The sequence below is a fragment of the Sagittula sp. NFXS13 genome (assembly GCF_040148795.1).
GTDB lineage: Bacteria > Pseudomonadota > Alphaproteobacteria > Rhodobacterales > Rhodobacteraceae > Sagittula > Sagittula marina.
In genome coordinates, this window is record NZ_JAGEMH010000018.1 from 41,379 (window position 1) to 66,845 (window position 25,467).

Below are 25,467 nucleotides of genomic sequence, written 5' to 3' on the forward strand. Positions count from 1 at the left end.
CAATGTCAGCCGTGTCGGCGGCTGCATTCCGCCACGGCACAGGGCCGAAGCGTTGCAAGTCGGTCAATGTTTATCGCCAGCCCGGGGCAGTATTCAGGCGCCGTACGGCACCCAGACGGTCTTCACCTCGGTCGCCGCATCAAGGAAAACACGCCCCTCGCCCTGCGTCGTCAGCCAATCCCGCGCCAGCCCGTCGACCCATGTCCGCTTGAGCACACCCGCCGCGCCGCGCTCGATCTCTGCCGCCAGATCGGTGGAGGAGAAAGACCAGACGCAATCCAGATCCATATGCGTTGCCAGTGGCTTGGCGAGTTCCGCATGGCTGCCCGTCAGGATATTTACCACGCCGCCCGGCACGTCCGAGGTTTCCAGCACCTGAATAAACTCCAAGGCCGCCATCGGGAACGGCTCGGATGCCACCAGAACAGCGCGGTTGCCCATGGCGATGATCGGCGCCATCACAGAGACCAATCCCAGCAAGGGCGCCTCGTCCGGGCAAAGCGCGCCGATCACGCCGCAGGGTTCATTCAATGCCATGGCCACCACGCGCCCCGGCACCGGCTTCACCGCGCCTTCGAACTTGTCGCACCAGGCCGCATAGGTGAACAGGCGATCCACCGCCGCCTCGACCTCTGCCCTGCCGCCGGTGCCTCCGGTCATCCGGTCAATTAGCACTGCGAACTCATCTGCACGCGCGGACAGGTTCTCGCCCAGGTAATACAACACTTGCGCGCGATTGTGCGCCGTCGCACCGGCCCAGCCTGCGGCCCCGCGTGCCGCCTCCACCGCGTTGCGGATATCCTTGCGGTTGGCGATGGGCGCTTGCCCGATCAGTGAGCCATCCGCGCCATAAACGGCCTTGGCGTAGCCACCGTCAGGCCGGGCCTGCTTGCCGCCGATGTACATCTTGGCGGTGCGGTCAACGGCCACAGGCTCGACCTTTTCGCCAGCGAATCCCTCCACAGTGGTGAGCGCGGGCATATCGTCAACCACGCGCGTGTAGCTGCGCGCGCCTTCCCAACCGCCTTCGCGGCCCCATCCGCTTTCGCGCACACCGCCAAAGCCCGCCGCTGCATCCATCATGTTCGACCCGTTGACCCAGACGATGCCCGACACCAGCTTCGGCGCCACATCCAGCGCGGTGTTGATGTTCTCCGACCACACGCTTGCGGCCAGCCCGTAACGCGTGTTGTTGGCCAGTTGCACCGCCTCCGCAGGCGTGCGGAAGGTGGTGGACACCAGCACCGGGCCAAAGACCTCCTCCTGCATCAGCGGATCTGCTGGCGACAGGCCGGAGATCAGCGTTGGCGGGTAAAAGCATCCCGCCGGCGCATCACCGGCGCGGAACACCTCGCCGCCAGACGCATCCACCAGCGCGGCGATGCGCGCCTTTTGCGCCGGGTCCACGATGGCCCCCACGTCGATGCATTTGTCCAAGGGGTCGCCCACGCGCAGCGTCGCCATGCGCGCCTTCAGCCGGGTATGGAAATCCTCGGCGATGCCCTCCTGCACCAACAGGCGGCTTCCGGCACAGCAGACCTGGCCGCCGTTGAACCAAATGGCATCCACGACGCCTTCAATCGCCGAATCAATATCCGCGTCCTCGAACACGATGAACGGAGACTTCCCGCCAAGCTCCAGCGACAGGGCGATCCCGCGCCCCGCCGAGGCCTCGCGGATCTTGCGACCCACCTCGGTAGAGCCGGTAAAGGCGACCTTGTCGACCTCGGCGTTCACGACCATTTCGCCCACCGCACCGTCGCCGGTGACGATGTTCACCACACCTTTCGGCAGCCCCGCCTGCTGGCAGATGTCCGCAAAGCACAAAGCCGTCAGAGACGTCCATTCGGCGGGCTTCAGCACCACGGTATTGCCCATGGCCAGTGCCGGCGCGACCTTCCACGCCAGCATCAGCAGTGGAAAGTTCCACGGGATCACCTGACCGCACACGCCCAGCGCCGCGCGTCCCGGCAGTTCCTGCTCCATCAGCTGGGCCAGACCGGCGTGATAATAGAAATGCCGTTGCGCCAGCGGCACGTCGATGTCGCGCGCCTCGCGGATCGGCTTGCCATTGTCGAGCGTTTCCAGAACCGCGAACAGGCGCGCGTGCTTTTGCAGCAGCCGCGCCAGCGCATAAAGGTAGCGCGCACGCCCCTTGCCGCCCAGCGCTTCCCACTCGGGCTGCGCCAATCGCGCCGCATCCACCGCCGCCGCAACGTCACTGCTGGTGGCTTGGGTCAGCGTCGCCAGCACCTCTCCGGTGGCCGGGTTCCTGGACTCGAACCCCTCGCCCGGTTCGGTAAACGCCCCGTCGATGAAGTGTCCGAACCGCGCCCCGCGGTCCACGATCCACGCCAGCGCATCGCCCGCCTGCTCCGGGGCCGGTCCATAGCTCATGGTCTCGAATATCTCTTTAACGCTCATCTCATATCCCCCCGAGTATCAGCCAGGCCACATAGGCCAGCCACAGAAGCGCCAGCACCCAGACGCCTTTTACGATCCAGCCCACACGCCGATGCACGGCGGCATAGTCCGCCAGCTCCGGTGTCAGAGCGTCGCCCGTGGGCGGTGCGTAGGTCGGTGCCTCGCCCAACTGCCGTTGCGCGGCGGTGGACAAGTTGCGCACCGCGCGACGGATCTTTGCCCGCTGCCACCCGCTTGCCAGCGTGACGGCAAAGACGAACACCATGGCCAGCGACCATTCCGCGCTCATATTCATCGGCCCGACGCCCCTGTATCTGTTTGGTTCAAATGTTCATCGCCCAAGGCGACGCCTTCCCCGCAGGTCAGGCCGCGCCCCGAACCGGCCTCACGCCGATGCATGCCGCCAGCTCGCCGAATAGGCCCCGGTGACGTGATGTTCCAGCTGCCGCTCGATATCACCCAGCAGCGACGACGCGCCAAAGCGGAACAGGTCAGGCCGCAGCCAGCGGTCGCCCAGCTCTTCTTTCACAAGCGACAGATACAGCACCGCGTCCTTCGCCTTGGAGATCCCGCCAGCAGGTTTGTAGCCCACGCGAACCCCGGTGCGCAGATGGTACTCGCGGATCGCCCGCATCATCACAAGGCTGACAGGCAGTGTCGCGTTCACCGATTCCTTGCCGGTGGAGGTCTTGATGAAATCCGCGCCCGCCATCATGCACACCAGCGACGCCCGCGCCACGTTCTGCAAGGTGCCCAGTTCGCCGGTGGCCAGAATCGCCTTCACATGCGCCTCGCCACAGGCCGCGCGAAAGGCCTTCATTTCATCGTACAGCCCCTGCCAGTCGCCGGTCAGCACCTTGCGGCGCGAAATCACGATGTCTATCTCCTCCGCCCCCGCCTTCACGCTTTCTTCGATCTCCGCGATCCGCAGATGCATCGGCGACAGCCCCGCCGGAAATCCGGTGGACACAGCGGCCACCGGAATGCCCGAGCCGTCCAGCGCCTTCACTGCGGGCGCGATCATGCCGTGGTACACGCACACCGCACCGACGGTCAGATCCGGCAGGCCAAGCACCTCCAGCAGGTCGGCGCGCACGGGCTGGCGCGCCTTGGCACACAAGCGCGCCACGCGACCTGCGGTGTCATCCCCCGCCAGCGTCGTCAGGTCGATGCAAGAAATCGCCCGCGCCATCCAGGCCGCCTGATGATCCTTCTTGACCGAACGCCGCCCCGGCAACGTCGCCGCGCGTCGCTCAATCGCGGACCGGTTCGCCCGTGCCGACAGGACCCAGTCCATATCCAGCGCCATGCCCGGATTGCGCGCGCCATGCACCTGCGGCAATTGCGCCGCCCCGAGGGCAGTCTGCTGATCTGTGATGGTCATCGCGGGTCTCCTTCTGGCGGCGCGGCAACCCTGCCTGCGGGTCGAGCGGACTGCAAGACTTCCGTTCCGGCAAATGGTGACGCGGCGCTTGTCATCGGCAAGCCCCCCACCAATAGCTTTTGTTGCGACTAACTCGCAAAAGCGTTGACTTCTTGCGAATGATTCGCATATTCATCACGCAAAGGAGCGATAAATGACCCTCACTCGCCGCCAAATGCTGACTGCCGCTGCTGCTGCCCTGACCCTCCCGCAGACGGCCCGCGCCGCGTCCGCGCTGACCGTGACCGCCACCACCGGGATGATCGCCGACACAGCGCGTAACATTGCCGGGGATCTCGCAGAGGTCACCGCCCTCATGGGACCGGGGGTCGATCCGCACGGCTATCGTCAGACCCGCTCCGATATCGTGGCGCTCAGCCGCTCCGACCTGATCCTGCGCAACGGTCTGAACCTCGAAGCACAGCTGAACGACCTGCTGGACAAACTTGCCGCCCGCACCCCCGTCACCGCCGTGGCAGAGGCGCTGCCGCAAGATCAGACGCTCTACAACACAATCTACGAGGGCCGCCCCGATCCGCATATCTGGATGGTGCCCGCGTTGTGGGAATACGCCATCACCGCCACGCGCGATGCGCTGACCGACCTGCGCCCCGACGCCGCCGACCTGCTGGCCGCCAACACCGAGCGCTATCTCTCCGAGGCCCGCGCCACCGAAGCCTATGCCCGCGAGGCTCTTGGCTCCGTGCCGCCGAACGCCCGTGTTCTGGTGACGGCGCATGACGCCTTTGCCTATTTCGGCCGCGCCTACGACTTCGAGGTTCTGGGCATTCAAGGCATCTCAACGGAATCCGAGGCTGGTCTGGCGCGCATCTCCGCCCTCGTGGACACGCTCGTCACCCGCCAGATCGGTGCCGTCTTCGTCGAAAGCTCCGTCTCCGATCGCAACGTCCGCGCTCTGGTCGAAGGCGCGGCAGCGCGCGGCCACACGGTGCGCATTGGCGGAGAGCTGTTTTCCGACGCCATGGGCATTCCCGGCACCTATGAAGGCACGTGGCTCGGCATGATCGACCACAACGCGACGACCATCACCCGCGCCCTTGGCGGCACCGCGCCCACTTCGGGGCGCCTTGGCAAGCTCTCGGCAGGCCTATGAAGGACACCGCGCTGCTTTCCGCCCCGCTTCAGGTGCAGGACCTGACCGTTTCCTACGGCGGCGATCCCGTGCTGACCGGGGCTGACCTGACAGTGCCCGAGGGCGAGATGACCGCCATCATCGGCCCCAACGGCGCGGGCAAATCCACGCTGCTCAAATCCGCGCTCGGTCTGGTCAAACCGCTGTCCGGGACGATCACGGCCTGGGATCAGCCACTGGCCACACAGCGGGACCGCATCGCCTATGTGCCACAGCGCGCCTCCGTCGACTGGGACTTTCCGACGACGGTTCTGGAGGTCGCGCTGATGGGTCTTTACCGCCAGCTCGGCCTGCTGCGCCGCACCCGCCCCCACCACCGCGACACGGCGCTGGCCTGCCTTGATCGCGTCGGCATGTCCGACCTCGCGGATCGTCAGATCGGCCAGCTGTCAGGCGGCCAGCAGCAGCGTGTCTTCCTCGCCCGCGCGCTGGCCCAGGAGGCCGAGTTGTATCTGCTCGACGAACCGTTTGCCGGGGTGGATGCCGCCACCGAAGCCGCCATCATCACCGTCCTTCATGGGCTGCGCGACGCTGGGAAAACCGTGCTGTGCGTCCATCACGACCTGTCGACCGTGCCGCGATACTTCGATCATGTCTGCCTGTTGAACCGGCATACTGTGGCCCAGGGGCCGACCACCACAACCTTCACCGACGCCAACCTGATGCGCACCTACGACGGGCGTCTGCCCACTGCGGCCTGACCAGATGCTTCTTGATGCTCTTACATTGAACCTCGGGTACAACGCGACGCTGGTCGCCCTCGGAGCAACGGCTTTGGGGCTGGCCGCAGGCACTGTGGGCACTTTCCTCTACCTGCGGCAACGGTCGCTGGTGTCGGACGCCATCAGCCACGCGACCCTACCGGGCGTCGCGATTGCGTTCCTTGTCATGGTCGCGCTTGGTGGCACCGGGCGCAACCTCGCCGGTCTGATGCTGGGCAGCGCAATCACCGCCGCGCTCGGGCTGGCCACTGTGACATGGCTGACCCGCGCGACCCGCCTGCCCCAGGATGCCGCCATCGGTGCGGTGCTCTCGGTCTTCTTCGGCACCGGGATCACGCTGCTGACCGTGATCCAGACCCTCGACGCCGGACAACAAGCCGGTCTGGAGAGCGTTCTGCTCGGGGCCACCGCCGGAATGCTGCGCGCCGATGCGCTGCTGATCGCGGCAGGGGGCGCGTTGACCTTGCTGGCGACGATGGCGCTGAGGCGCCCCTTGCTCATGATCGCCTTTGACGAAGGCTATGCCGCCCAGCGCGGTCTGAACGTGGCGCGCTACGACCTTGCGTTGCTTGGACTGGTGCTGGCCGTGACCGTCACCGGGCTGAAAATCACCGGCCTTATCCTGATTGTTGCGCTGCTGGTGATCCCGCCCGTGGCCGCGCGCTTCTGGACGGACCGCGCGCCGCGCATGGCCCTGATCGCCGCTGCCATTGGCGCAGGTGCAGGCTACGTTGGTGCTGCGCTCTCCGCCTCCGCGCCGGATCTGCCCACCGGCCCGCTGATCGTGCTCACCGCCTTCTCGGCCTTTGCCGTCAGCCTGTTCTGCGCCCCGCGCCGTGGCCTTCTCGCCTCCGCCCTGCGTCACACCCGCCAACGCGCCACGGCCCGCTCATGAGCGAGTTCATCGCGCTGTCCCTGCCGCCGATGCTGATCGGCACGCTGGCCGCCATGGCCTGCGCCCTGCCCGGCAACTTTCTGCTTCTGCGCCGTCAAAGCCTGATCGGTGACGCCATTTCCCACACGGTCCTTCCCGGTATCGTGGTGGCCTTCCTGCTCACCGGTTCGCTCGCCGCGCTGCCGATGATGCTGGGCGCTGCCGCAGCCGCCCTGCTGGCCGTCGTGCTCATCGAACTTATCCGTCGCTTCGGTCGGGTGGAGCCGGGCGCTGCCATGGGTGTCGTCTTCACCACCATGTTTGCCGCCGGCGTGCTGCTGCTGGAACAGACCGACACGGCATCGGTCCACCTCGACGTCGAACACGCGCTTTACGGCAACCTCGAAAGCCTGATCTGGCTCGACGGCTTTGTCCCCGGCGCCCTGACCGACCCGCAGGCGCTGGCGACCCTCCCGCCAGAGCTGACGCGCATGGCCCTGACACTCGCGGTCATCGCGCTGGCGCTGTGGATCTTCTGGCGACCGCTGGCGCTGGCCACCTTTGACAACGGTTTCGCGCAAAGCCTCGGCCTGCCGGTCACGGCCCTCTCCCTCGGGCTGGTGGTCTGTGCCGCCATGGCCGCCGTCGCCGCCTTCGACGCTGTTGGGTCGATCATCGTGATCGCCATGTTCATCTGCCCGCCCGCCAGCGCGCGGCTGATGACCAACGACCTGAAACACCAGATCGCATGGTCCCTCGCCTTCGCCGCACTGTCGGCCACGCTTGGCTATGTGCTCGCAGGCTACGGACCACTCTGGCTGGGCGCAGAGGCCTCCGTCTCCGCCGCCGGGATGATCGCCACGGTCTCCGGCCTTATCCTTGGCGGGGCCGCCCTCGCAGGGCCACACCGCAAAGCGTAACCTCCTCGCGTCTGTTTTCATGTCGCCGCCCATAGTCCAGTTACATCACAGCTTTCGGCTTGCCCCCTGACAGCGTGCCAACGCCGCAATCCGATAATAGGACTCCAAAAAGAACAAATCATGAACTACCATGTGATTCATGTTCGCCGAGCTCTGCATCACCTCCAACTTCACCTTTCTCACCGGGGCCTCCCACCCGGAGGAGTACATGGAGCGTGCCGCCCTGCTTGGCCTCGACGCCATCGCCATTGCCGATGACAACTCCGTCGCGGGCATCGTGCGCGCCCACACGCAGGCAAAGGACATCGCCCACCAGATCCGCACCCGTGACGAGATCGAGGCCCGCGATGGCCCTATCGGCCCGCCCGCCCCCGCGCACCTGCCAAAGCCGCCCTCCCTGCCCGTCCGCAATATCCCGAGGTTGATCCCCGCAGCGCGGCTGACCCTCACCGATGGCATCAGCTTCACCGCTCTGGCCACCACCCGCGCAGGCTGGGCCACGCTCTGCCGCCTGATCACGCTGGGCCGCCGCCGGGCGCAGAAAGGCACCTGCCTGCTCACCATGGCCGACCTGCCCGCGGACATGAGCGGCCTCGTCGCCATCCTCCATCCGCCACAGGCGCTCACCTCACAGGGCGACGCGGGCGCATGGTCGACACTGGCGCAGCAGCTGACGCGCCGCGTCGAAACGCATCTAGCTCTCGCGCCCTGCTATGACGGACAGGACCGTCCCCGCTTCGACGCGCTCGGCGCGCTGGCACAGCGGTTGAACATCCCCACCATCGCCAGCGCCGCCCCGCTGATGCACCATGGCCGCCGCCGCCGCATGGCCGACGTGCTGACCGCCATTCGCCAGGGCTGCCGGATCGAGGAACTCGGCCGCGCCGCCTGCGCCAATGCCGAACAGCGCCTGCGCTCCGGCCCAGAGATGCGCCGCCTGCTCGGCCCCCATGCCGAGGCTGTCACCCGTGCCGCAAACCTTGCCCGCCGTTGCACCTTTGACATCGCATCCCTGCGCTACGAATACCCTTCCGAAGTCACCGAGAACGAGACCGCGCGCCAGCGCCTCTCCCGCCTCGCCCACGAAGGTCTGGACTGGCGCTACCCCCAAGGCGCCCCGGATCACGCGCGCGCGCAGCTCGCCCATGAACTCGACCTCATCGGCAAGCTGAAATACGAACCCTATTTCCTGACCGTGCGCGACATCGTGGCCTTTGCCCGAGAGCGCGGAATCCTGTGTCAGGGGCGCGGTTCGGCCGCCAATTCCATCACCTGCTACTGCCTCGGCGTCACCTCCGTCTCCCCCGAGATCGGCACCATGGTGTTCGAGCGCTTCGTCTCCGAGGCCCGCGACGAGCCGCCCGACATCGACGTGGATTTCGAACACGAACGCCGCGAAGAAGTCATCCAGCACATCTACGAACGCTACGGCCGCCACCGCGCGGGGCTCTGCGCCACCGTGATCCACTACCGGGGCAAACGCGCCATCCGCGAAGTGGGCCGCGCCATGGGTCTGTCAGAGGACACGCTCGGCGCGCTTTCCTCCCAGCTTTGGGGATTTTTCTCCACCAACGGGCTGGAGGAAGAGCGCATGCGTGAGATCGGCCTCGACCCCACGGACCGCCGGCTGAAACTGACGATGGAGCTGATCTACGAGATCATCGGCTTTCCGCGCCATCTGTCCCAGCACGTGGGCGGCTTCATCGTCACCGAAGGGCGGCTGGACGAACTTGTCCCGATCGAAAACGCCTCGATGGAGGGGCGCACCGTGATCTGCTGGGACAAGGACGACATCGACGCGCTCGGGATCCTCAAGATCGACGTGCTCAGCCTCGGGATGCTGACCTGCATCCGCAAGGCGTTCGACCTGCTCAAACGCCACCATGGCACCACGCACACGCTCGCCACACTGCCCCCCGAAGACCCCAAAACCTACCAGATGCTGTGCAAGGCCGACAGTCTGGGCGTCTTCCAGGTGGAAAGCCGCGCGCAAATGAATTTTCTGCCCCGCATGAGGCCACGCTGCTTCTACGACCTGGTGATCGAAGTGGCGATCATCCGCCCCGGCCCGATCCAGGGCGACATGGTCCACCCCTACATCCGCCGCCGCAATGGCGAGGAACAGGTCACTTTCCCCTCCGATGCGCTGGGGCGCGTGCTGGGCAAGACGCTGGGCGTGCCGCTGTTTCAGGAACAGGCCATGCAGATCGCCATCACCGGCGCGAACTTCACTGCGACCGAGGCCGACCGCCTGCGCCGCGCCCTTGCCACCTTCAAGAAACACGGCAACGTCAGCGAATTCCGCACCCGCTTCCTGAAGGGGATGATGACCAACGGCTATGATGCCGATTTTGCCGAACGCTGCTTTTCCCAGATCGAGGGCTTTGGCTCCTACGGTTTTCCCGAAAGCCACGCCGCCAGCTTTGCCCTGCTGGTCTATGCCTCTGCCTGGCTGAAATGCCACCATCCGGGCATCTTTGCCTGCGCCCTGCTCAATGCCCAACCGATGGGGTTCTACGCGCCCGCCCAGATCGTGCGCGACGCCCGCGAACATGGCGTGCAGGTGCGTCCCATCGACATCAATGCCAGCTACTGGGACAATGTGATGGAGCCAGACGAGCGCGGCGGCCTCGCCCTCCGGTTGGGGTTTCGCCAGATCAAGGGGCTGGCGGAGGACGACGCCCAATGGATCGCAGGCGCGCGCGGCAACGGCTACCAATCGGTGCGTGACGTCTGGCGCCGCGCGGGGCTGGCCCCGGCCACTTTGGCCCGACTGGCCGAGGCCGACGCCTTCCGCCCGATGGGTCTCAGCCGTCGCGAGGCGCTGTGGCAGGCCAAGGCGCTGGTGAAAGGCCCGGAGCTGCCGCTCTTTTCCGGCGATCTGGACGGCGAGGCGATTCTGGAACCCACCGCCCACCTTCCGGAAATGACGCTGGGCGAAGAGGTCGTCGAAGATTACGTCGCCATGCGTCTGAGCCTGCGCGCGCATCCCGTGGCCCTGTTGCGCCACATCCTGACGCCGCCGCCGGCCAACCGCACGAGGGGCACTGCCCCCGCTCCTGCGGAACTCCCCCAGAGGTATTCGGACAGCAAAGAAGCCGGGCGCGCGCCAGACAGCAGAGGGCATGTTTCGCGACAAGCGGGCGGCCTCCGCACCACATGATACGGCCAACATCCGCATCGATAGCCCGGACAAACGTTGCCGGTGCAGGTGCGCCATTGCCCCCCTGGACGAGGCCGTAAAACAGCGCGGCGGACGAGGGCGACCCGCCCCGCCATTATCTTGAGGTTTTGCCCGCCGAAGTGGAAAAGCACGCCTCCATCGCCATCGTCGCCCACATGCGCCCGCTTATGAAAGGGGATGACAGCTTCAGGTTACAGACGCTCACCCCTCCGGACAGACGCATGTCACTGTTGAATTGAAAGAACGAGAGCGCCGTTGAGCGCTGGCATGTCCTGATCCCCAGATGCTGCGCGACCACGGCACAGCAAACCGCGAACCGGCCAAGACGAAAGCCAAGCTGTCGAGGACGTCACAGAGCACCGCTTGAAATGTATTTCGGTAGGCTGTGATCCGCGCGACGAAGTGCGCCAGAGGCGCGCGAGGAGAGACCAGCAAAAGGGGACGCGGGCCAATGCCCGCGTCCCCTTTTTCATTTTGACAAACACAAAGCCTTAGACGCCCGCGGCGACCATGGCTTCGGCCAGCACCGGCACTGAATCCTTGTTCAGACCGGCCATATTGATGCGCGAATCGCCCACCATATAGACGCCGTGGCTCACACGCATGGCTTCCACCTGCTCCGGCGTTGCGCCAAGCCGCGAGAACATGCCCCGGTGCTCGGCCACAAAGGCAAAGCGGTCCGAGTTGGTCAGACGTGCCAGCTCACCCGCCAGCTGCTGACGCAGGGCCAGCACACCTTCACGGATCTCACGAACTTCTTCTTCCCAATCCATGCGCAACGCGTCGTCCTGCAGCACCATGGTCACCAGACGGGCGCCGTGGTCCGGCGGGAAAGAGTAGTTCTGACGGTTCAGATAGTTCAGCATGCCCTGGTTTGCCTGACGGCGCACCTTGTCCTGGGCGACAGCCAACAGCAGACCTGTCCGCTCCCGATACACACCGAAGTTCTTGGAGCATGACGCCGCAATCAGCACTTCCGGCATTTGCGCCACGACCATGCGCAGGCCCGCCGCATCTTCGGCCAGACCGTCGCCAAAGCCCTGGTAGGCAATGTCGATCATCGGGGTTGCGCCGGTTTTCAACAGCGTATCGATGACCTGCTGCCATTGCTCCAGCGTCAGGTTCGCGCCGGTCGGGTTGTGGCAGCAGCCGTGCAGCAACACCACATCGCCGACGCGCGCATCGGCAATGTCTTCGATCATACCGGCAAAATTCACAGACCGCGTCTCGGAATCGAAATACCGATAGGGCTGAATGTGTATTTCCATGTGCTTGAGGATCGACAGGTGGTTCGGCCACGTCGGATCGGACACGAAAACGCGCGCCTCCCGGTTGGCCATGCGGATCATGTCAAAGCCTTGGCGCACCGCGCCCGTGCCGCCCGGCGTCGCCGCCGCCGCCACGCAATCGCGCGGGCAGGCATCACCGATCAGCAGATCGAACATCGCATCCGCAAAGCCCACGTCGCCGGCCAGCCCGGTGTAGCTCTTGGTCTCTTCCACTTCCCAAAGCTGCTTTTCCGCAGCCTTGACGGCACGCATGATCGGCGTCTTGCCTTCGGCGTTCTTGTAAACGCCAACGCCCAGATCGATCTTGGCCTCGCGCGGATCTTCGCGGTAGGCCTGCATCAGCATCAGGATCTTGTCTTCGGGTTGTTCTTTGAGAAGTTCGAACATCAGTTTTCTCCGGTGGCGACAGGCAACGTCGGAAAGGCACCCCATTCCGCCCATGACCCGTCATAAAGCGCGTGGTCAGTCTTTCCGATGACCTCCAGCGCAAGGTTGATAATGGCAGCTGTAACGCCGGATCCACAGCTCGTGATCACGGGCTTGGACAGATCCACGCCTGCGGCCTCGAATTCCGCGCGCAAGGCGTCGGGCGACTTCAGGCAGCCGTCTTCGGTCAGCAGGCGTGCATAATGCACACTCTTTGAGCCGGGAATATGACCCGAGCGCAGACCCTCTCGGGGTTCTTCGGCTTCGCCACTGAACCGCTTCAGACTGCGCGCATCGAGGATCTCGTGATCCTTCAGCTTGGCCGCCGCGCTGACCTGCGTCACGTCACGCACCATATGCGCCTGACGGCGAACGGTCATGTGACGGTCGCGGATCATCGGCGGCAGATCCTCCACCCGGCGTTCCTCTGCGACCCATTTGGGCAGGCCGCCGTCCAGAACGGCAATGTCGGTCTTGCCCATCAGCTTGAACAGCCACCAGACACGGGCGGCAGAAAACACGCCCATGCCGTCATAGACGACGACTTGATGGCCGTCGCCCACCCCCAAGGCACGCATCCGCGACATGAACTTCTCCGGCTCAGGCGCCATATGCGGCAGGTCCGAGCGCGCGTCCGAGATTTCGTCAATGTCAAAGAACCGCGCACCGGGAATGTGGCCCGCCTTGTACTCCGCCTTCGGATCGCGCCCGGCGTCCGGCAGATACCAGCTTGCGTCCAGAATCCGCAGATCCGGATCGTTCAGATGTTTCGAAAGCCAATCGGTCGAAACCAGCACCTTGGGATCGTCTGTGGCCATGTCGCCCCTCGCCCTTGTCATGGGCCACACGCTTAGGCAAGCGCGCACCATTCTGCAAGGCGAACCACCGGCTTTGCGCCCAAGGTCGCGCTGTCAGCGCAAAACCGCAACAGCGGTAGCGCCAACACAGCAGGCCGATCAGCCGTTGCTCTTGAGCAGTCGCTGTTTTTGACGATTCCAGTCCCGCTTGGCGGCGGTTTCGCGCTTGTCGTGGTTCTTCTTGCCTTTCGCGATGCCGACCTTCAGCTTCACGATGCCCTTGTGGTTGAAGTACATCACCAGCGGCACGATGGTCATGCCCTTGCGCTGGGTCTCGTTCCACAACCGTGACAGTTCCTTGCGCGACACCAGCAACTTGCGGCGCTTGCGCGGCTCATGGCTGAACATCGCGCGCTCGTAGGGCGCAATGTAGGAGTTCACCAGCCAAAGCTCCCCCTCTTCCACCGCTGCATAACTTTCGGCGATGTTGGAGGTGTTCTCGCGCAGAGATTTCACCTCCGACCCGGTCAGGATCATGCCGCACTCGATGTCATCCTCGATGGCATAATCAAAACGTGCGCGCCGGTTCTCGGCGATCACTTTGTAGTTCGGGTCGGATTTGGGTTTCTGTGCCATGGCTGGTCTAGATAGGGGCGCTTGATCGGGTTGTCCATAGGAGGCGCTTTCACAGCCATCACGGACATCGCATGCGCAGGCACCTCACGTGCGAGGATATGACATCCGCGTCAACATATCGGACCCTGAATATGCGCTTGAACCGATACCGGCTGGCGCTGGACCGGCTCCACCAAACCATCCGCGACCAAAGCCGGCCGAACCTTATACCGCTAGAGCCTACCGCCCTTTCCGACGCGACGCGCAGGTCGAATAGGTGAAACCTGATACCGCTAATCACGAACCGCCCCCAGGGCGGTTGTGACCCAGGATCGAAGCGTGAAAAATGGTCGCGTTAACCACATTTCTCGCAGGCTTGCGTACAAAGCTTAACAACCGACCGGTTTTCGCCGCGAACCGGTCGGTTCGTCGGTTAAAATCCGTAAAGGCGGCTTAAAATATCCTTCCGCCTTGTGGTGCATCCGCATGCGCAACACATCATGTGGCCTGCGCGCGCTGCGTTCATCCCTGCGCGCGCTCTGTTTTCGGCCCCTTAAGTTAACCTTGGATCAGCTGCCGCGATAGGTCGACATTCCGTAGGGAGAGATCAGCAGCGGCACATGGTAATGGTCGTCCTCGGACATGCCGAAACGGATCGGCACCACGTCCAGAAACAGCGGTTCCGGCCCCGCCGTTCCGGTGGCCCGCAGGTAATCGCCCGCCTCAAAGACAAGCTCGTAGCTGCCCTTGGCAAAATCGGCCTGCCCAAGAATTGGGCGATCCGTCCGTCCATCCGCGTTGGTCGTCAGGTCGCATATCTTGTGGCGCGCATCGCTTTCGATGCGATATAATGATATTTTAACGCCCTCCGCCGGACATCCTCGCGCCGTATCCAGCACGTGTGTGGTCAGGTAACCTTCGCTCATTTCGGTTGCATCCCCTTGCAAATTGCGCCGTGGTGGCGCTTTTCAGATGGTTGAAAGCAATCCAGTGGGAGGTCAAGATGAACCGCTATCCTCGTGACATGATCGGCTATGGCCCTGATCGCCCTGATCCGCAGTGGCCCGGCGGCGCAAAAATCTGTGTGCAATTCGTACTGAACTACGAAGAGGGCAGCGAAAACAATCTGTTACATGGCGACGGCGGGTCTGAAGGCTTCTTGTCTGACATCCCCGGATCGCAGCCCTGGCCCGGCCTGCGCCACTGGAATATGGAGTCGATCTACGAATATGGCGCACGCGCCGGGTTCTGGCGGCTGCATCGCCTGTTTACGGGGCGAAATCTGCCGCTGACCATCTACGGTGTGGCCAGTGCTCTTGCCCGGTCCCCCGAGCAGGTCGAAGCGATGAAGGACGCCGGGTGGGAGATCGCCTCTCACGGGCTGAAATGGATCGAACACCGCGACATGCCGGAAGAGGAAGAGCGCGCGCAGATCGCGGAGGCCATCCGCTTGCACACAGAGGTCGTCGGCACGCCGCCGCGTGGCTGGTACACCGGCCGCTGCTCGATGAATACGGTGCGATTGACGGCAGAAACCGGAAAGCTTGATTATATTTCAGACACATACGACGATGATTTGCCCTATTGGTTGCAGGTGGGCGACCGCGACCAACTTGTGATCCCCTACACGCTTGAAGCCAACGACATGCGTTTCGCCGGAGCCCCTGGTTGGGTCACGGGCCATGATTTTGAAGAATACCTCATCGACGCCTTCGACACGCTCCGCGCCGAAGGGCACGCTGGCGCGCCTGCCATGATGAGCGTCGGTCTGCACTGCCGCCTGGTGGGCAGACCGGGAAAAATCGCAGGGCTGACGCGCTTTCTTGACCACATTCAGCAGTTCGATGATGTCTGGGTGCCACGTCGGGAGGACATTGCCGACCACTGGGCCAAGGTCCATCCACCAACGCGCGCACCGCGCCCCAGCCTCATGGATCGAGACACCTTTGTCGCCACGTTCGGCGGAATTTACGAGCATTCACAATGGGTCGCTGAACGGGCCTTTGATCTGGAACTCGGACCAGCGCATGATCGCCCCGCAGGTCTCGCGAACGCGCTGGCCCGCGCATTTCGCAGCGCGATGGCAGAGGAGCGCATGGCCGTGCTGCGCGCGCACCCTGACCTCGCTGGAAAATTGTCGCAAGCCAAGCGGTTGACCGATGAGAGCACGTCGGAACAAGCGGCGGCCGGGCTCGACGCGCTCACGGATTCGGAACGGGCGCAATTCACAACGCTCAATACAGCGTATACAGAAAAGCAAGGATTTCCCTTTATTATAGCCGTGCGCGACCACGACAAAGCGCAGATCCTTGCCGCGTTTGAACGTCGTCTGGCCAACGACCCTGAAACCGAATTTTCCGAAGCCTGTCGGCAGGTCGAACGTATTGCGCGCCTGCGTCTGGAGACACTGCTTTGCAAATGAACACCGTGAACAAAATTGCATCGATCATTACCGCCAAGAGCAATTTCACACCGATCTGACGCACCCCTTTGCCAAAACGCATGTGATGGAACACGTGCTTAACGTCTGGTCCGGTATGGCGGGCAATTCTCTGAATCGAAGCTGGGTCGACGTCGATCCTGGCGATTGCATGGTGTTGCTCGCCTTTTTCCCGGAAGTTTTTATGGCCTCCGTCAAGGAATCCTTCAGACACTTTCTGTAGAAAGACGTGAAAGCCCTCGTAAAGTTGCCGCCATGACCTTGGACCACATCCAGATAAAGCCACTGACCGCCGTGGACTTCTCCGCCTTCGGCGATGTTCTGGAGGCCGCGGGCATTCCCGACAGGTTGATCAACCAAGGGATGGGCGGTCGCTTTCATGACCGGGCGCTTTTGGATTTCGGGCCCGATGGACGCGCAGGTATATCCATTTTCGATGCGGAGCCACGCGACCTTCCCTATCATCTCAATATCTTGGAACGGCATCCTGAGGGCAGTCAGGCCTTCATCCCGATGCACTCCAATGAATGGCTTGTCATTGTGGCGGAGGCCGGAGACACCCCCGGCCCTGTCCATGCATTTCGTGTGCCCCCGGGGGTAGGCGTCAACTTTCACAAAGGTACATGGCATGGTGTCCTGACACCGCTGCATGTGCCGGGGCTGTTTGCCGTGATCGACCGGATAGGCGAGACCTCCAACTTGCAGGAATGTCGCCTGCCCGTGCCTTTGGTCATCACAAAATAGAGGGTCCGTAGATCCGGTCCCATCCAGATGGCTTTCCTCGCCCCGCCCTTGGACAGGACTGAAGTTCTCGAAAGCAGCAAGATGGGGGTCAGCCCCCACCCGACCGGCCTTTTCCTTACCGACGCGCAATCGAAAAACCGCGGTTTCGAAGGCAGCTGTAATCATAACCGCTGCGACGCTGGCCGTTGGCGCGGAAGTTCGTCTGGCAGGCTTGCGGCAAATGGCGGACCGCTCGATAGTTCCGGTTCAAGCAGCCCGATCCAAGGACAAGCCCATGCCGACGCGTTTCGCGCAGGCAGCGACGTGGGAGAGCAGGCTTGGACGCGGCCTTGCGGTTGCCATTGTGCCGACGCCACTGCCCTGCGCCACGCTGATGGCCGCTGTAGGAACGGCTACGCTCGTCTTTGCGTTCAGCCTTTTGAAAGGCACCATTCTTGTTCAACTCATGCAATAGCCAGACAGTGGCAACCGTGCCGATCAGCGCCTTGGTCTTGTCTCGGTCGGCGGCCTGCGCAGGAACCGCCGCAGCCAGCGCGGAGATAAGGGCACCGATGGTGAGGATCGAAGTAATGTACTTGAGATGCTTTAAAGCCATTGGGATGGTCCTTTCATGGATCAGTCTGAAAAGCCTCCACAGCAGGAGGAAATTCGTGATTCCAAGCTGACCGCAGCGTCCTGTTCATCACAATATCAGCACCCGGTTATCGGATATCGCGGCCCACCGTCGCCTTTGGTTATTGAATTTCCCAGCAGCGCCGCGCAGGTTCAGCAGCATGAAACAGATCCTTGCCATGACCATCATGATGCTTTCGCTCGGCCTGCCGTCGACGGCAGCCGCCGACTGCTATGTCGCCTACAAAGCGAAAAAACAGCCCCCGCTGGAGCTGCACTTTGGTATACTGTCGTTGCCCGGGACCTGCCCGGACAAAGGCACGGCTGCAACCCAAACAGCAAATCGCATCGCCTCTGGCGGATGGACACTGCTGAATGTTGTGAGCTTTAAAGACGGCCCACCCTCAGCCGGGGAGCAAGCCAATGCCGGCCCATACTACCTCCGTTACTGATAGCCTTCGTCAGGGTACGCGGCTCGTGACCGGCGGTGTCGCCGCGATCGTCGTCATCCTCAGCGCTGCGGCCGGTTTCTTGTTCCTGACACTGCCGGATGGGCAGGCATTCAACGATCAGGTCGCGCAACTCTTTGCCAACAACGACGCGCTCCAAAGCCAAGGCGAGGTGGAGCTTCTGATGATCCTCGCCCAGTCAGGCACGGCGTTTGCCGACGTGCTTGCGAGCTATCGGATGATCATTCTTGTCTTGATGATCTTTGCCGCCGCGCTGCTGGCGGCCGCGCTTGTATTTGTTGTTATGCTGATGACACTCAACCGACGCATGGCGCAGGTGGAACGCTCCGGGATCGAGGTGTCGAGCCTGATTATTTCACGTGAGGAACGCACCGTCTATCTCAACACGATGGGCTTCAAGTTGACCGATGCGATGATCGAAACCATGTCCGTATTGGCCGAAGCGCGGCTGGATGACGAACTTCTCACAGGTGCGCAGATCGAAGCGATGATTTCGGGCAGAGACGCGTCGGACTGCGAAGAAGCCGCCGGCGCCACGCGGATCAAGCGACTACGCGACGGCTTGGGAAATCAGATGGTGTCGGAACTTCTGGTGAAGAACATCGCGCGCAAGGGCTATGTTCTGGCGATAGACAAGGGTGTGATCGAAATGGTTTAGACGTTTGATCCCACGGCATGATGGTGCAATCACGCCGTGGGAATGGTCTTGGATCGTCGACGCTTAAATGCGGTCGCGCTTCGCGAACGCCTTTTCGAAAGCCACCTCGAGCGCAGATTGCGAGAACGGCTTTTGTACAATCACCACGCCATCCGGGTAGGCCTCCACCAATTCCTCCGCCGCGCCATATCCGGTCGCCAGAACGAACGGCACACCAGAGGCCGCCAAGCGCTCAGCAACCGGCAAAGACTGCTCATCGCCCAGGTTCACGTCCAGCAGCGCAAAAGACACCTGCGTCGTGTTGAGATATGACATGGCCGCGTCGACGGAGGAGACGATTTTGACATCGGACGCCCCCAAATCACTGAGGATGTCTGCCGCATCCATGGCAATGATCAGCGTGTCTTCCAGCACCATACCCTTGCCGGAGATCTTATAGGGGCTATCAGACTGCGACGGCAGATCGTTCGACGAAACGGTTTCGCCTTCCTTCCTGATTGCAGCGATGACATTCGGCGGCAGCCGGAAGTGCGCCTCAACTCCGGTCATCTTATAAGAGATTTCCGCATCGCCACGCAGTTCGTGCGGCACGGAATTTTCGATGATGGTCGATCCAAATCCACGCCGTTTGGGCGGTGCGACTGGCGGGCCCCCGACTTCTTTCCAGTGGATCAGGAACCCCCCGCTGGCGTCGACCTTCGTCGTCACCAGAACCCTGCCGGAGCTGTCGCAAAGCGCGCCGTATTTAATCGAGTTAGTCGTCATCTCGTGAATCACCAGCGCCATTGTCGTGAACGCTTGCGGCGAAATCATCGCGTCGGGCCCTGTCACTTCCATCCGGTCGGATTTACGATCAGCAAAAGCCTCGAGCTCGGTACGGATCAACGTCTTCAGCGAAGTCGGTTCCCATTGCTCGGAGGTCAACTGATCATGAGCCCGCGCCAATGCCTGAATGCGACCGTCCAGGTTGGCAGTCAGTTCTTCCATGGATTTTGCGCCCGATGCAGATTGCGACAACAATCCCCGCATCAGATTCAAGATGTTCCGTACCCGGTGGTTCAGCTCCGAGATCAGCAACGACTGCTGTTCCTGCGCACGTTTGCGCTCCAGGTTGGTGGCATCGGTGATCTTCAGGAAAACTTCCAGCAACACCGTCCGCAGCAACTCTGCTGCATGCACTTCCTGTGCCGTCCAAGGGGCAGAGCGCCCCCGTACATCCTCTTTCCAAACATCAAAGCTCTTGCGCGGCGTCAGGCGTGAGCCATTCGGGCCGAACGACACCGGCTTTGTCGGGTCACCTGCCCAATCGATCGTCTCGGACACGGGGCGGCGCACCAGCACCAGATAGTCACGCGGCCGTTTCGAAATCGGTATCGCCATGATCCCGGCAAAGCGATCTTGATAGTCCTGAGCGCTCTCGAGGAATTTCGACAAGCGGTCAGTGGAGAACACGCCCGTAGACGCGCCGCGGTCCAGCATTCGGCAAATTTCACGGAACTGCTCTTCGCTCGGCACATCCCCAGCGGTCCGCAGTTCTTCGTTTTCGTAGAGCATCAGCCCATCATGCGGGATGATATTGCGGATTTCCTCAGATACGGACAGCAGGCTCTTGTCGAGCGAGGAGCCGTTGGCCAGATGCGCCATCAGTTGGGTCTGCAGGCGGCGCGTGGCCTCCTCCGTTACCTTGCGGGCACGCTCCTCGAAGTTGATCAACTCGTAGCTGAACATATGCGCAAACATCTCGATCGCCGTGCGGCGCTCATAATCAATGTAGCGCGGAATATCATGGTGGCAGGCGAACAAGCCCCAGAGCTTGCCGTCCTTCATGATCGACACCGACATGGACGCCTGAACACCCATGTTTTTCAGATATTCGATATGGATGGGAGAGACAGCACGGGTCACCGCCAGAGACAAATCCAACGGTTCGCCCATCATGGACACACCCGGCACCACAGGCTCTCCGGGATCGTTCACATCCGATATCAAGCGCAACAGCGACCGCGTGTAAAGCGCGCGCGCCTGTACCGGAATGTCAGAGGCCGGGAACATCATACCATCGTAGCGTGCCCGCCCGTCGGCGCGGTATTCAGCGACCACCTTGCCCGAATTATCAGGCTGAAACTGGTAAACCATCACACTGTCGAAGCCGGAAAGGGCGTGTAGAGCACGCGCGGCATCACGGGTCAGGTGTCGCAGATCGTCATTCTTCCGCAGCGTGGCAATATGCGGATACACTTCGGTCAACGGGTCACGCGGACTGGCGTCAACCTTTGGCTCGAACTCCACGATCAACATCTCGCCCGACTGGTGGACGCAGATATCATAGCTGCGACCGGTGGCCTTGAGCGCGACACCGAACAGGCGCGTCACAGTGTCCGGGGCATTTACCAGACGCAGACTGGACCGGATGCGATCAAACCCATCGGAGACGATCAATTCGTGCAAGGGACGCCCAAGCGCCTCATCCACCGCCACGCCCAGGATATCCGGCAGGTTTTCAGATGCGTGCTGCACCAGCCAATCCGAAGACACAGCCAGCAAAGCACCATAGGATTGGATGCGACCGAGTTGATGAATTGGCTCACGATCACAGTTTGTCAGATCAACGGGCTGTGTTGACGACAAGGGAGGGGGCGACGTCGTCAAGCGCGCAGTCCTTCGAATTCAGTGTCTACTCTGGATGAGCGCTGCGCCTTACCAGCTCTGTCAAACAATTCAAAGCCGTAGATTACATCATCCTTAATGCGGGCGGCCTCCCGCCCATTGGGGTCTACAGCGTCCAATAACCTGCAGTGCCGTTGCCAAAGAGCACCGGCCGCCGGCGCAAGGAAATAGATCGGCATTTCCGAGTGCGTCAACTGAGGGGCCAATCCGCGTCGCAGAACCTCTGTCCCCAAACGAGACCCAAGCACCAAATAATCAACCGCTGTCACATTGAGAGGATGATCAGAAACTACAGCATCGGCACGAACGCCGCGTTTTTCCAAATCGAAATCAAGCCTCCCGATGAGGTCATCCAGCACCAAACAGCACACCCCCTGTGAGGCATCTGAACGCGCGAGGCTCAAGGCAGCCAACCCAGAACGCTGCGCAGCAAGAAACCAATTCATTTCTTCCGCGGGGTCGGCTTGAAAACGTGAAAACTGCGCTTCGGCGCTGTCATGGGCATCTCGGCTCGCCAGCCGAAGTGCGTGACGAAAGCCACCCTCCTCCTTCTGCGCAAAGTTTATAGATTTCATGAGGTTATCGCCATCCCATACCGCAAGCGCAATTGTTTTGAATATCAAACGCGCAGCGCACTGTTCAGGTTCCCATTCTTTCGAACAATAATTCCAAGCTGTTCGGACAGGACCGAGTGGTTCGTCACCAATCGTATTTGTCAGTTCGTTGTGGGTATCTCCGAAAAGGACGATTTCAGAAACCAGTAAGGTGAAAAGTCATCCCCACTGGTTCATGGGGGCGCTAAAGTAGCGTCACTTAAGCACTCGCTTTACTTCCAGCCACTTGCAACACCAACCCATATTCCGTCTCCAATTCGCTTCCTCCCTTACAGCCGTATTTCCCGCCATCGGCGGCTTCTGCGTCAAAACCGTGGTGGAGTAATCCGCTCCGGAGTAGCGTTGGCCTGTCACGTCGAGCGCACTGACAAGATTTTCCGGCTCTCAATCTACAACGCGTCGCGTTCCGCCAGCGTGACAGGGCTACCGATCGGCATGAGCTGCGTGAGTGATGTCGAGAACGCTGAAGGCTTCCGGCCGGGCGCTCCAAGGCTCCCTGAATACCACGTGCCCATAAAGGCTGAGATCCTGCAGCCTCTGGTCGATGCAAGCACTGTGGATTTCGAGGTGTTCCCGCTGCCCGACGCTTGTGTGAGCGACAGCGTCGGCTGCGACCACGGGAACAAGGCCGGCCTGTTCTAAAGGACTTCCCCGCAGCGTCCTGCCGGTCTATCAGCGACCCCGCCGGAAACCGGGCTTTTTGCTATCGCCAATGCACAAGCTGGCCCGTCGTAGGCGCACCCGCCCCGGTCTATCTCGATACTGGAACGATCACAGGCTCCCTCGTGCAGCACTACTTTCAGCCTGATCGCTTGGGCAATGGCCGCTTCCTGCATGCTATTGGCCATACTCCGGCCGGTTGTCGCAGGCCGGGCAACCCAATCACCCGTCTGATCAAAAGAGCCTGAAAATGAAAGGCAGCTTGTTTCTCTTGATCTTGTGAACCGCCCTGCCCCGAACACCTGGAACAACACCATAACACGATCATCATGATGGCCAGCGCGACCAATTCCACCCAAGGTGGCCTCGAGCACTTGCGCTTCAGGAAAGAACTGCGCGCTTTTCAGATCAACGAGACCCCAGACGAAACGCAAGGCTTGGCGGCATCTCGCACTGAGTGATCTCAGGAAATAGCGACATCGCGGGACACTTGGAGGATGGGCTGGCCGGAACTCCCATTGGGATAGCTATGTTGCGAGTTTTATGCCGATGACCGACCTCGCTTCCCAAGATCGCCTACCCGACGGCATCTGCAGCAGATATGCCAAGCTATGCGTAGCCGTTGAGGACCCAGATGCGAGCCTGGAACGCAGCGACTTAACGGTAGAAGTCTAGTCCGAAGGTCCGGTGGCCCAAGGGCCTCAGGCAGTGCGTTTTCGCGTTCCTGCGAGGCCGGATACCGGCACGGGCAAGAAGCGCCGGCTCGAGCCAAATGCAGCCGCGGCATCTGGCGCACTGAAGGACCATCAAGAAGGGTTGGACCTGCGCTGCGGGCCGCATGACCACTTTGGTGAAGCTACGTGACGCTCCCGGCCCTTACCGGACGTTGACCGGCCCTCGACCTTGCTGCGGTGCGGCCCGTCAAAGCGGACCCTCGCTAGGATTGCGAAACTGTAACGTCCATCTCTATGCCGGACATAATCCGGTCTGTCTCAGTTAGAATTTTTATGATGCTCTGATAATGGCGTATGTCGTCGAAGCCCAGAGTGCGGCCCTGGCGATCCTTCAGCCACTTCTGTGCGGGCTGATATCCACCGATATAGGCGTTCCAAGCAGCTTCAGGGACCGCAGCAAAGCTTTGTGTGGCGTTCACCCATACATGGCCCTCGCGGTGTTCAGGCTTGTCTACCACGCCGTCTCCGGTGCCATCGAATACGTGGGCCGTCGTGTCGCCAATCGCTGAAGGCTCCATGAGGTGGAGCCGACGTAGTTCGTTCCCTTGAGATGCTAGTTCCCAGAAAATTTGGGGAGTGGATGGCCAAGGTATTCGAGGAAAGTCAATCTTCAGGAACTCGGCATACGTTTCGCGATATGCTGGGCAGTGAAGGACGGCGTAAATGTAATCGAAAATGTCTTCTGGGCTTGGTGCACCGCGTTCACTGCTTGTCGCCAATTTGAGAATCTTTTTGTGCAGTTTGGTGTCGAAATTTGGGCGCTTTGAGCCATCTGTATCTTCGAATATATAGAGGGGGATATTATTTGCATTTGTTGCCGTCGTTCCGGAAAGAAATATGGCTTCTGATTGCTGCAAAGTTGGGAAGATATGAGAGAAGCGGTAGTCGCGGACCTGCTTGGAAACTAGGAAACCCATATTCTGACCGCTGGAATAGTGTTTCATGACTTCGTTTCTACTTCTCTCGATGATGGATTCATCATTATAGATGTAGGACACTTCAAATTGCCTGTACGCAATCGGCTGGACAAGGTTCGGGTCGAAATCTCCGAAGTGCTCTTCGACTTGCAGTTTGAGCTGATCAATAGTAGGAGCAATGACTTTCTTGTCCTTCCCCGTTACAATTCCATTACTTGAGATCGGCATGAGGTCAGTGACCCGGAAGCCCTCTTCCCATTTTGGCTCCTTGTCATAGTCCCAATCCCGAAAATAATATTTGCTCCCCTTAATTGGAATTACCCGCCAGTCTTCATATGGGCTGAGGGTCGCAGAGACGAGTCTATCTTGTTTAGATTGGCGGTTTCCAAAAAAGTCGCGCCGTAGAAGCTGCTTGTCTTCGATTGCCACCTTTTGTCCGCGCTTTTTGACGGCAATAATGATGGATGTGCCGGGTTTGATGTCAAAGAGATTTACGTCACGTTCAGCTTCAGGAGGAAGTTCTTTCTTTTGTGAGTTTCCATGTAAATCCAGAATAAAAATTTTATCGAAGGTATTGAGTAAATGCCAACGCATTCCTCTGAATGTTGGGTTGTCAAGGTAGCCATGGTTTGTAATAAATCCTAGCACCCCTTCGCCATTCTTCTCGATTAAGTGCGAGGACATTCGAATGAATTTCACGTAGAGATCGTTAAGCCACTTTGGGTTCCGTTCATTTAGTCTAACCTTGCCCCCGGGCTCTTTTTTGTAGTCGTCCATCAGGTTGCCTATCCAACCCTCAGACTTCCCACCTTCACCAAGGTATGGTGGATTGCCAATGATACACATGATTGGCGTCTCGGTCTTGATCTCATTCGCCTTCTTGATCTCATCGGTTAGCCATCTCTGGAACGGTAGGGTTGCGTTAAGTGGCTCACCCTCCTCTAATGAGTTTGTCAAATAGACTGATAGTCTTGGAGGGTTCTTTGTGGGCGTATACCGGCTTTGTTGCACAAATCGCTTCAGGGATTCACTGTGTGAATCCGGCATGATAGCTGGGCGACATGAGCAGTTGGGCCCCTACGAAGTACAAGACCAGGAACTGGCCTTCGTACAACACATCGCTG

21 protein-coding genes and 1 pseudogene are annotated in these 25,467 nt (G+C 61.2%); 11 read left to right on the forward strand and 11 right to left on the reverse strand.

What is annotated here, in order from left to right:
- Positions 1–93 precede the first annotated feature (93 nt).
- From J4E08_RS21335 to deoC, 3 genes are all read right to left on the reverse strand, one after another.
- Positions 94–2,424, reverse strand: a complete 2,331-nt coding sequence (locus J4E08_RS21335; protein ID WP_349540208.1) for an aldehyde dehydrogenase family protein — start codon at positions 2,422–2,424, stop codon at positions 94–96.
- A gap of 1 nt (position 2,425) precedes the next feature.
- Positions 2,426–2,719, reverse strand: a complete 294-nt coding sequence (locus J4E08_RS21340) for a hypothetical protein (RefSeq protein ID WP_183967581.1) — start codon at positions 2,717–2,719, stop codon at positions 2,426–2,428.
- Positions 2,720–2,809: 90 nt separating this feature from the next.
- A complete protein-coding gene (deoC, locus tag J4E08_RS21345) occupies positions 2,810–3,808 on the reverse strand; it encodes a deoxyribose-phosphate aldolase (RefSeq protein WP_349540209.1) in 999 nt (332 codons plus the stop codon).
- 193 nt (positions 3,809–4,001) lie between these two features.
- On the opposite strand from deoC, the gene J4E08_RS21350 reads away from it, so the two are divergent.
- From J4E08_RS21350 to J4E08_RS21370, 5 genes and pseudogenes are all read left to right on the forward strand, one after another.
- Positions 4,002–4,961, forward strand: a complete 960-nt coding sequence (locus tag J4E08_RS21350; RefSeq protein ID WP_349540210.1) for a metal ABC transporter solute-binding protein, Zn/Mn family — start codon at positions 4,002–4,004, stop codon at positions 4,959–4,961.
- Entirely contained in the window at positions 4,958–5,701 is a 744-nt protein-coding gene (locus tag J4E08_RS21355) for a metal ABC transporter ATP-binding protein (protein WP_349540211.1), read from the forward strand. The genes J4E08_RS21350 and J4E08_RS21355 overlap by 4 nt, the downstream gene beginning before the upstream one ends.
- Before the next feature lie 4 nt (positions 5,702–5,705).
- A pseudogene (locus tag J4E08_RS21360) lies at positions 5,706–6,593 on the forward strand (metal ABC transporter permease); the annotation flags it as partial.
- 20 nt (positions 6,594–6,613) lie between these two features.
- On the forward strand, positions 6,614–7,516 hold the full coding sequence (locus J4E08_RS21365) for a metal ABC transporter permease (protein WP_349540212.1): 903 nt from the start codon (positions 6,614–6,616) through the stop codon (positions 7,514–7,516).
- A gap of 139 nt (positions 7,517–7,655) precedes the next feature.
- Entirely contained in the window at positions 7,656–10,679 is a 3,024-nt protein-coding gene (locus tag J4E08_RS21370) for an error-prone DNA polymerase (RefSeq protein WP_349540213.1), read from the forward strand.
- Positions 10,680–11,191: 512 nt separating this feature from the next.
- On the opposite strand, the gene J4E08_RS21375 is transcribed toward J4E08_RS21370, so the two are convergent.
- The 4 genes from J4E08_RS21375 to uraH all read right to left on the reverse strand — a co-directional run bounded on the left by J4E08_RS21375 (position 11,192) and on the right by uraH (position 14,753).
- The gene (locus tag J4E08_RS21375) at positions 11,192–12,376 is read right to left on the reverse strand and encodes an amino acid aminotransferase (protein ID WP_349540214.1); all 1,185 of its coding nucleotides are present in this window, start codon (positions 12,374–12,376) and stop codon (positions 11,192–11,194) included.
- Complete coding sequence (sseA, locus tag J4E08_RS21380) at positions 12,376–13,233, reverse strand: 3-mercaptopyruvate sulfurtransferase (protein ID WP_349540215.1); 858 nt, start codon at positions 13,231–13,233, stop codon at positions 12,376–12,378. The genes J4E08_RS21375 and sseA overlap by 1 nt, the downstream gene beginning before the upstream one ends.
- A 138-nt stretch (positions 13,234–13,371) precedes the next feature.
- Entirely contained in the window at positions 13,372–13,848 is a 477-nt protein-coding gene (smpB, locus tag J4E08_RS21385) for an SsrA-binding protein SmpB (protein WP_183967560.1), read from the reverse strand.
- Between the two features lie 548 nt (positions 13,849–14,396).
- Positions 14,397–14,753 (reverse strand): hydroxyisourate hydrolase, encoded by a 357-nt coding sequence (gene uraH / locus J4E08_RS21390; protein WP_349540216.1) that lies wholly within the window; start codon positions 14,751–14,753, stop codon positions 14,397–14,399.
- 77 nt (positions 14,754–14,830) lie between these two features.
- Here uraH and puuE point away from each other — a divergent pair, with 77 nt between their 5' ends.
- From puuE to J4E08_RS21405, 3 genes are all read left to right on the forward strand, one after another.
- Positions 14,831–16,249, forward strand: a complete 1,419-nt coding sequence (gene puuE, locus J4E08_RS21395; protein WP_349540217.1) for an allantoinase PuuE — start codon at positions 14,831–14,833, stop codon at positions 16,247–16,249.
- Between the two features lie 85 nt (positions 16,250–16,334).
- Positions 16,335–16,490 carry a hypothetical protein gene (locus J4E08_RS21400; protein WP_349540218.1) on the forward strand — a complete coding sequence of 52 codons (156 nt, stop codon included), beginning with the start codon at positions 16,335–16,337 and terminating at the stop codon, positions 16,488–16,490.
- A gap of 32 nt (positions 16,491–16,522) precedes the next feature.
- Positions 16,523–17,011 (forward strand): ureidoglycolate lyase, encoded by a 489-nt coding sequence (locus tag J4E08_RS21405; RefSeq protein WP_349540219.1) that lies wholly within the window; start codon positions 16,523–16,525, stop codon positions 17,009–17,011.
- Between the two features lie 115 nt (positions 17,012–17,126).
- Here the strand turns inward: J4E08_RS21405 and J4E08_RS21410 are convergent, their stop codons facing one another.
- Positions 17,127–17,606: a hypothetical protein gene (locus J4E08_RS21410; protein ID WP_349540220.1), complete on the reverse strand. Its 480-nt coding sequence runs from the start codon at positions 17,604–17,606 to the stop codon at positions 17,127–17,129.
- A 178-nt stretch (positions 17,607–17,784) separates the two neighbouring features.
- Here J4E08_RS21410 and J4E08_RS21415 point away from each other — a divergent pair, with 178 nt between their 5' ends.
- The gene (locus J4E08_RS21415) at positions 17,785–18,075 is read left to right on the forward strand and encodes a hypothetical protein (RefSeq protein ID WP_349540221.1); all 291 of its coding nucleotides are present in this window, start codon (positions 17,785–17,787) and stop codon (positions 18,073–18,075) included.
- Positions 18,047–18,751, forward strand: a complete 705-nt coding sequence (locus J4E08_RS21420) for a winged helix-turn-helix domain-containing protein (RefSeq protein ID WP_349540222.1) — start codon at positions 18,047–18,049, stop codon at positions 18,749–18,751. The genes J4E08_RS21415 and J4E08_RS21420 overlap by 29 nt, the downstream gene beginning before the upstream one ends.
- A gap of 63 nt (positions 18,752–18,814) precedes the next feature.
- Here the strand turns inward: J4E08_RS21420 and J4E08_RS21425 are convergent, their stop codons facing one another.
- Complete coding sequence (locus J4E08_RS21425; RefSeq protein ID WP_349540223.1) at positions 18,815–21,400, reverse strand: HWE histidine kinase domain-containing protein; 2,586 nt, start codon at positions 21,398–21,400, stop codon at positions 18,815–18,817.
- The gene (locus J4E08_RS21430) at positions 21,397–22,041 is read right to left on the reverse strand and encodes a heme oxygenase-like domain-containing protein (protein WP_349540224.1); all 645 of its coding nucleotides are present in this window, start codon (positions 22,039–22,041) and stop codon (positions 21,397–21,399) included. The genes J4E08_RS21425 and J4E08_RS21430 overlap by 4 nt, the downstream gene beginning before the upstream one ends.
- A 333-nt stretch (positions 22,042–22,374) precedes the next feature.
- Here J4E08_RS21430 and J4E08_RS21435 point away from each other — a divergent pair, with 333 nt between their 5' ends.
- Positions 22,375–22,674, forward strand: a complete 300-nt coding sequence (locus J4E08_RS21435; protein ID WP_349540225.1) for a hypothetical protein — start codon at positions 22,375–22,377, stop codon at positions 22,672–22,674.
- Positions 22,675–23,629: 955 nt separating this feature from the next.
- On the opposite strand, the gene J4E08_RS21440 is transcribed toward J4E08_RS21435, so the two are convergent.
- A complete protein-coding gene (locus J4E08_RS21440; RefSeq protein ID WP_349540227.1) occupies positions 23,630–25,300 on the reverse strand; it encodes a type ISP restriction/modification enzyme in 1,671 nt (556 codons plus the stop codon).
- Between the last annotated feature and the right edge of the window lie 167 nt (positions 25,301–25,467).

Excerpts from the sequence above, each read along its gene's own strand:
- J4E08_RS21335 (WP_349540208.1), bottom strand. The coding sequence starts at position 2,424 with ATGAGCGTTAAAGAGATATTCGAGACCATGAGCTATGGACCGGCCCCG.
- J4E08_RS21340 (WP_183967581.1), bottom strand. The coding sequence starts at position 2,719 with ATGAATATGAGCGCGGAATGGTCGCTGGCCATGGTGTTCGTCTTTGCC.
- deoC (WP_349540209.1), bottom strand. The coding sequence starts at position 3,808 with ATGACCATCACAGATCAGCAGACTGCCCTCGGGGCGGCGCAATTGCCG.
- J4E08_RS21350 (WP_349540210.1), top strand. The coding sequence starts at position 4,002 with ATGACCCTCACTCGCCGCCAAATGCTGACTGCCGCTGCTGCTGCCCTG.
- J4E08_RS21355 (WP_349540211.1), top strand. The coding sequence starts at position 4,958 with ATGAAGGACACCGCGCTGCTTTCCGCCCCGCTTCAGGTGCAGGACCTG.
- J4E08_RS21365 (WP_349540212.1), top strand. The coding sequence starts at position 6,614 with ATGAGCGAGTTCATCGCGCTGTCCCTGCCGCCGATGCTGATCGGCACG.
- J4E08_RS21370 (WP_349540213.1), top strand. The coding sequence starts at position 7,656 with ATGTTCGCCGAGCTCTGCATCACCTCCAACTTCACCTTTCTCACCGGG.
- J4E08_RS21375 (WP_349540214.1), bottom strand. The coding sequence starts at position 12,376 with ATGTTCGAACTTCTCAAAGAACAACCCGAAGACAAGATCCTGATGCTG.
- sseA (WP_349540215.1), bottom strand. The coding sequence starts at position 13,233 with ATGGCCACAGACGATCCCAAGGTGCTGGTTTCGACCGATTGGCTTTCG.
- smpB (WP_183967560.1), bottom strand. The coding sequence starts at position 13,848 with ATGGCACAGAAACCCAAATCCGACCCGAACTACAAAGTGATCGCCGAG.
- uraH (WP_349540216.1), bottom strand. The coding sequence starts at position 14,753 with ATGAGCGAAGGTTACCTGACCACACACGTGCTGGATACGGCGCGAGGA.
- puuE (WP_349540217.1), top strand. The coding sequence starts at position 14,831 with ATGAACCGCTATCCTCGTGACATGATCGGCTATGGCCCTGATCGCCCT.
- J4E08_RS21400 (WP_349540218.1), top strand. The coding sequence starts at position 16,335 with ATGGAACACGTGCTTAACGTCTGGTCCGGTATGGCGGGCAATTCTCTG.
- J4E08_RS21405 (WP_349540219.1), top strand. The coding sequence starts at position 16,523 with ATGACCTTGGACCACATCCAGATAAAGCCACTGACCGCCGTGGACTTC.
- J4E08_RS21410 (WP_349540220.1), bottom strand. The coding sequence starts at position 17,606 with ATGGCTTTAAAGCATCTCAAGTACATTACTTCGATCCTCACCATCGGT.
- J4E08_RS21415 (WP_349540221.1), top strand. The coding sequence starts at position 17,785 with ATGAAACAGATCCTTGCCATGACCATCATGATGCTTTCGCTCGGCCTG.
- J4E08_RS21420 (WP_349540222.1), top strand. The coding sequence starts at position 18,047 with ATGCCGGCCCATACTACCTCCGTTACTGATAGCCTTCGTCAGGGTACG.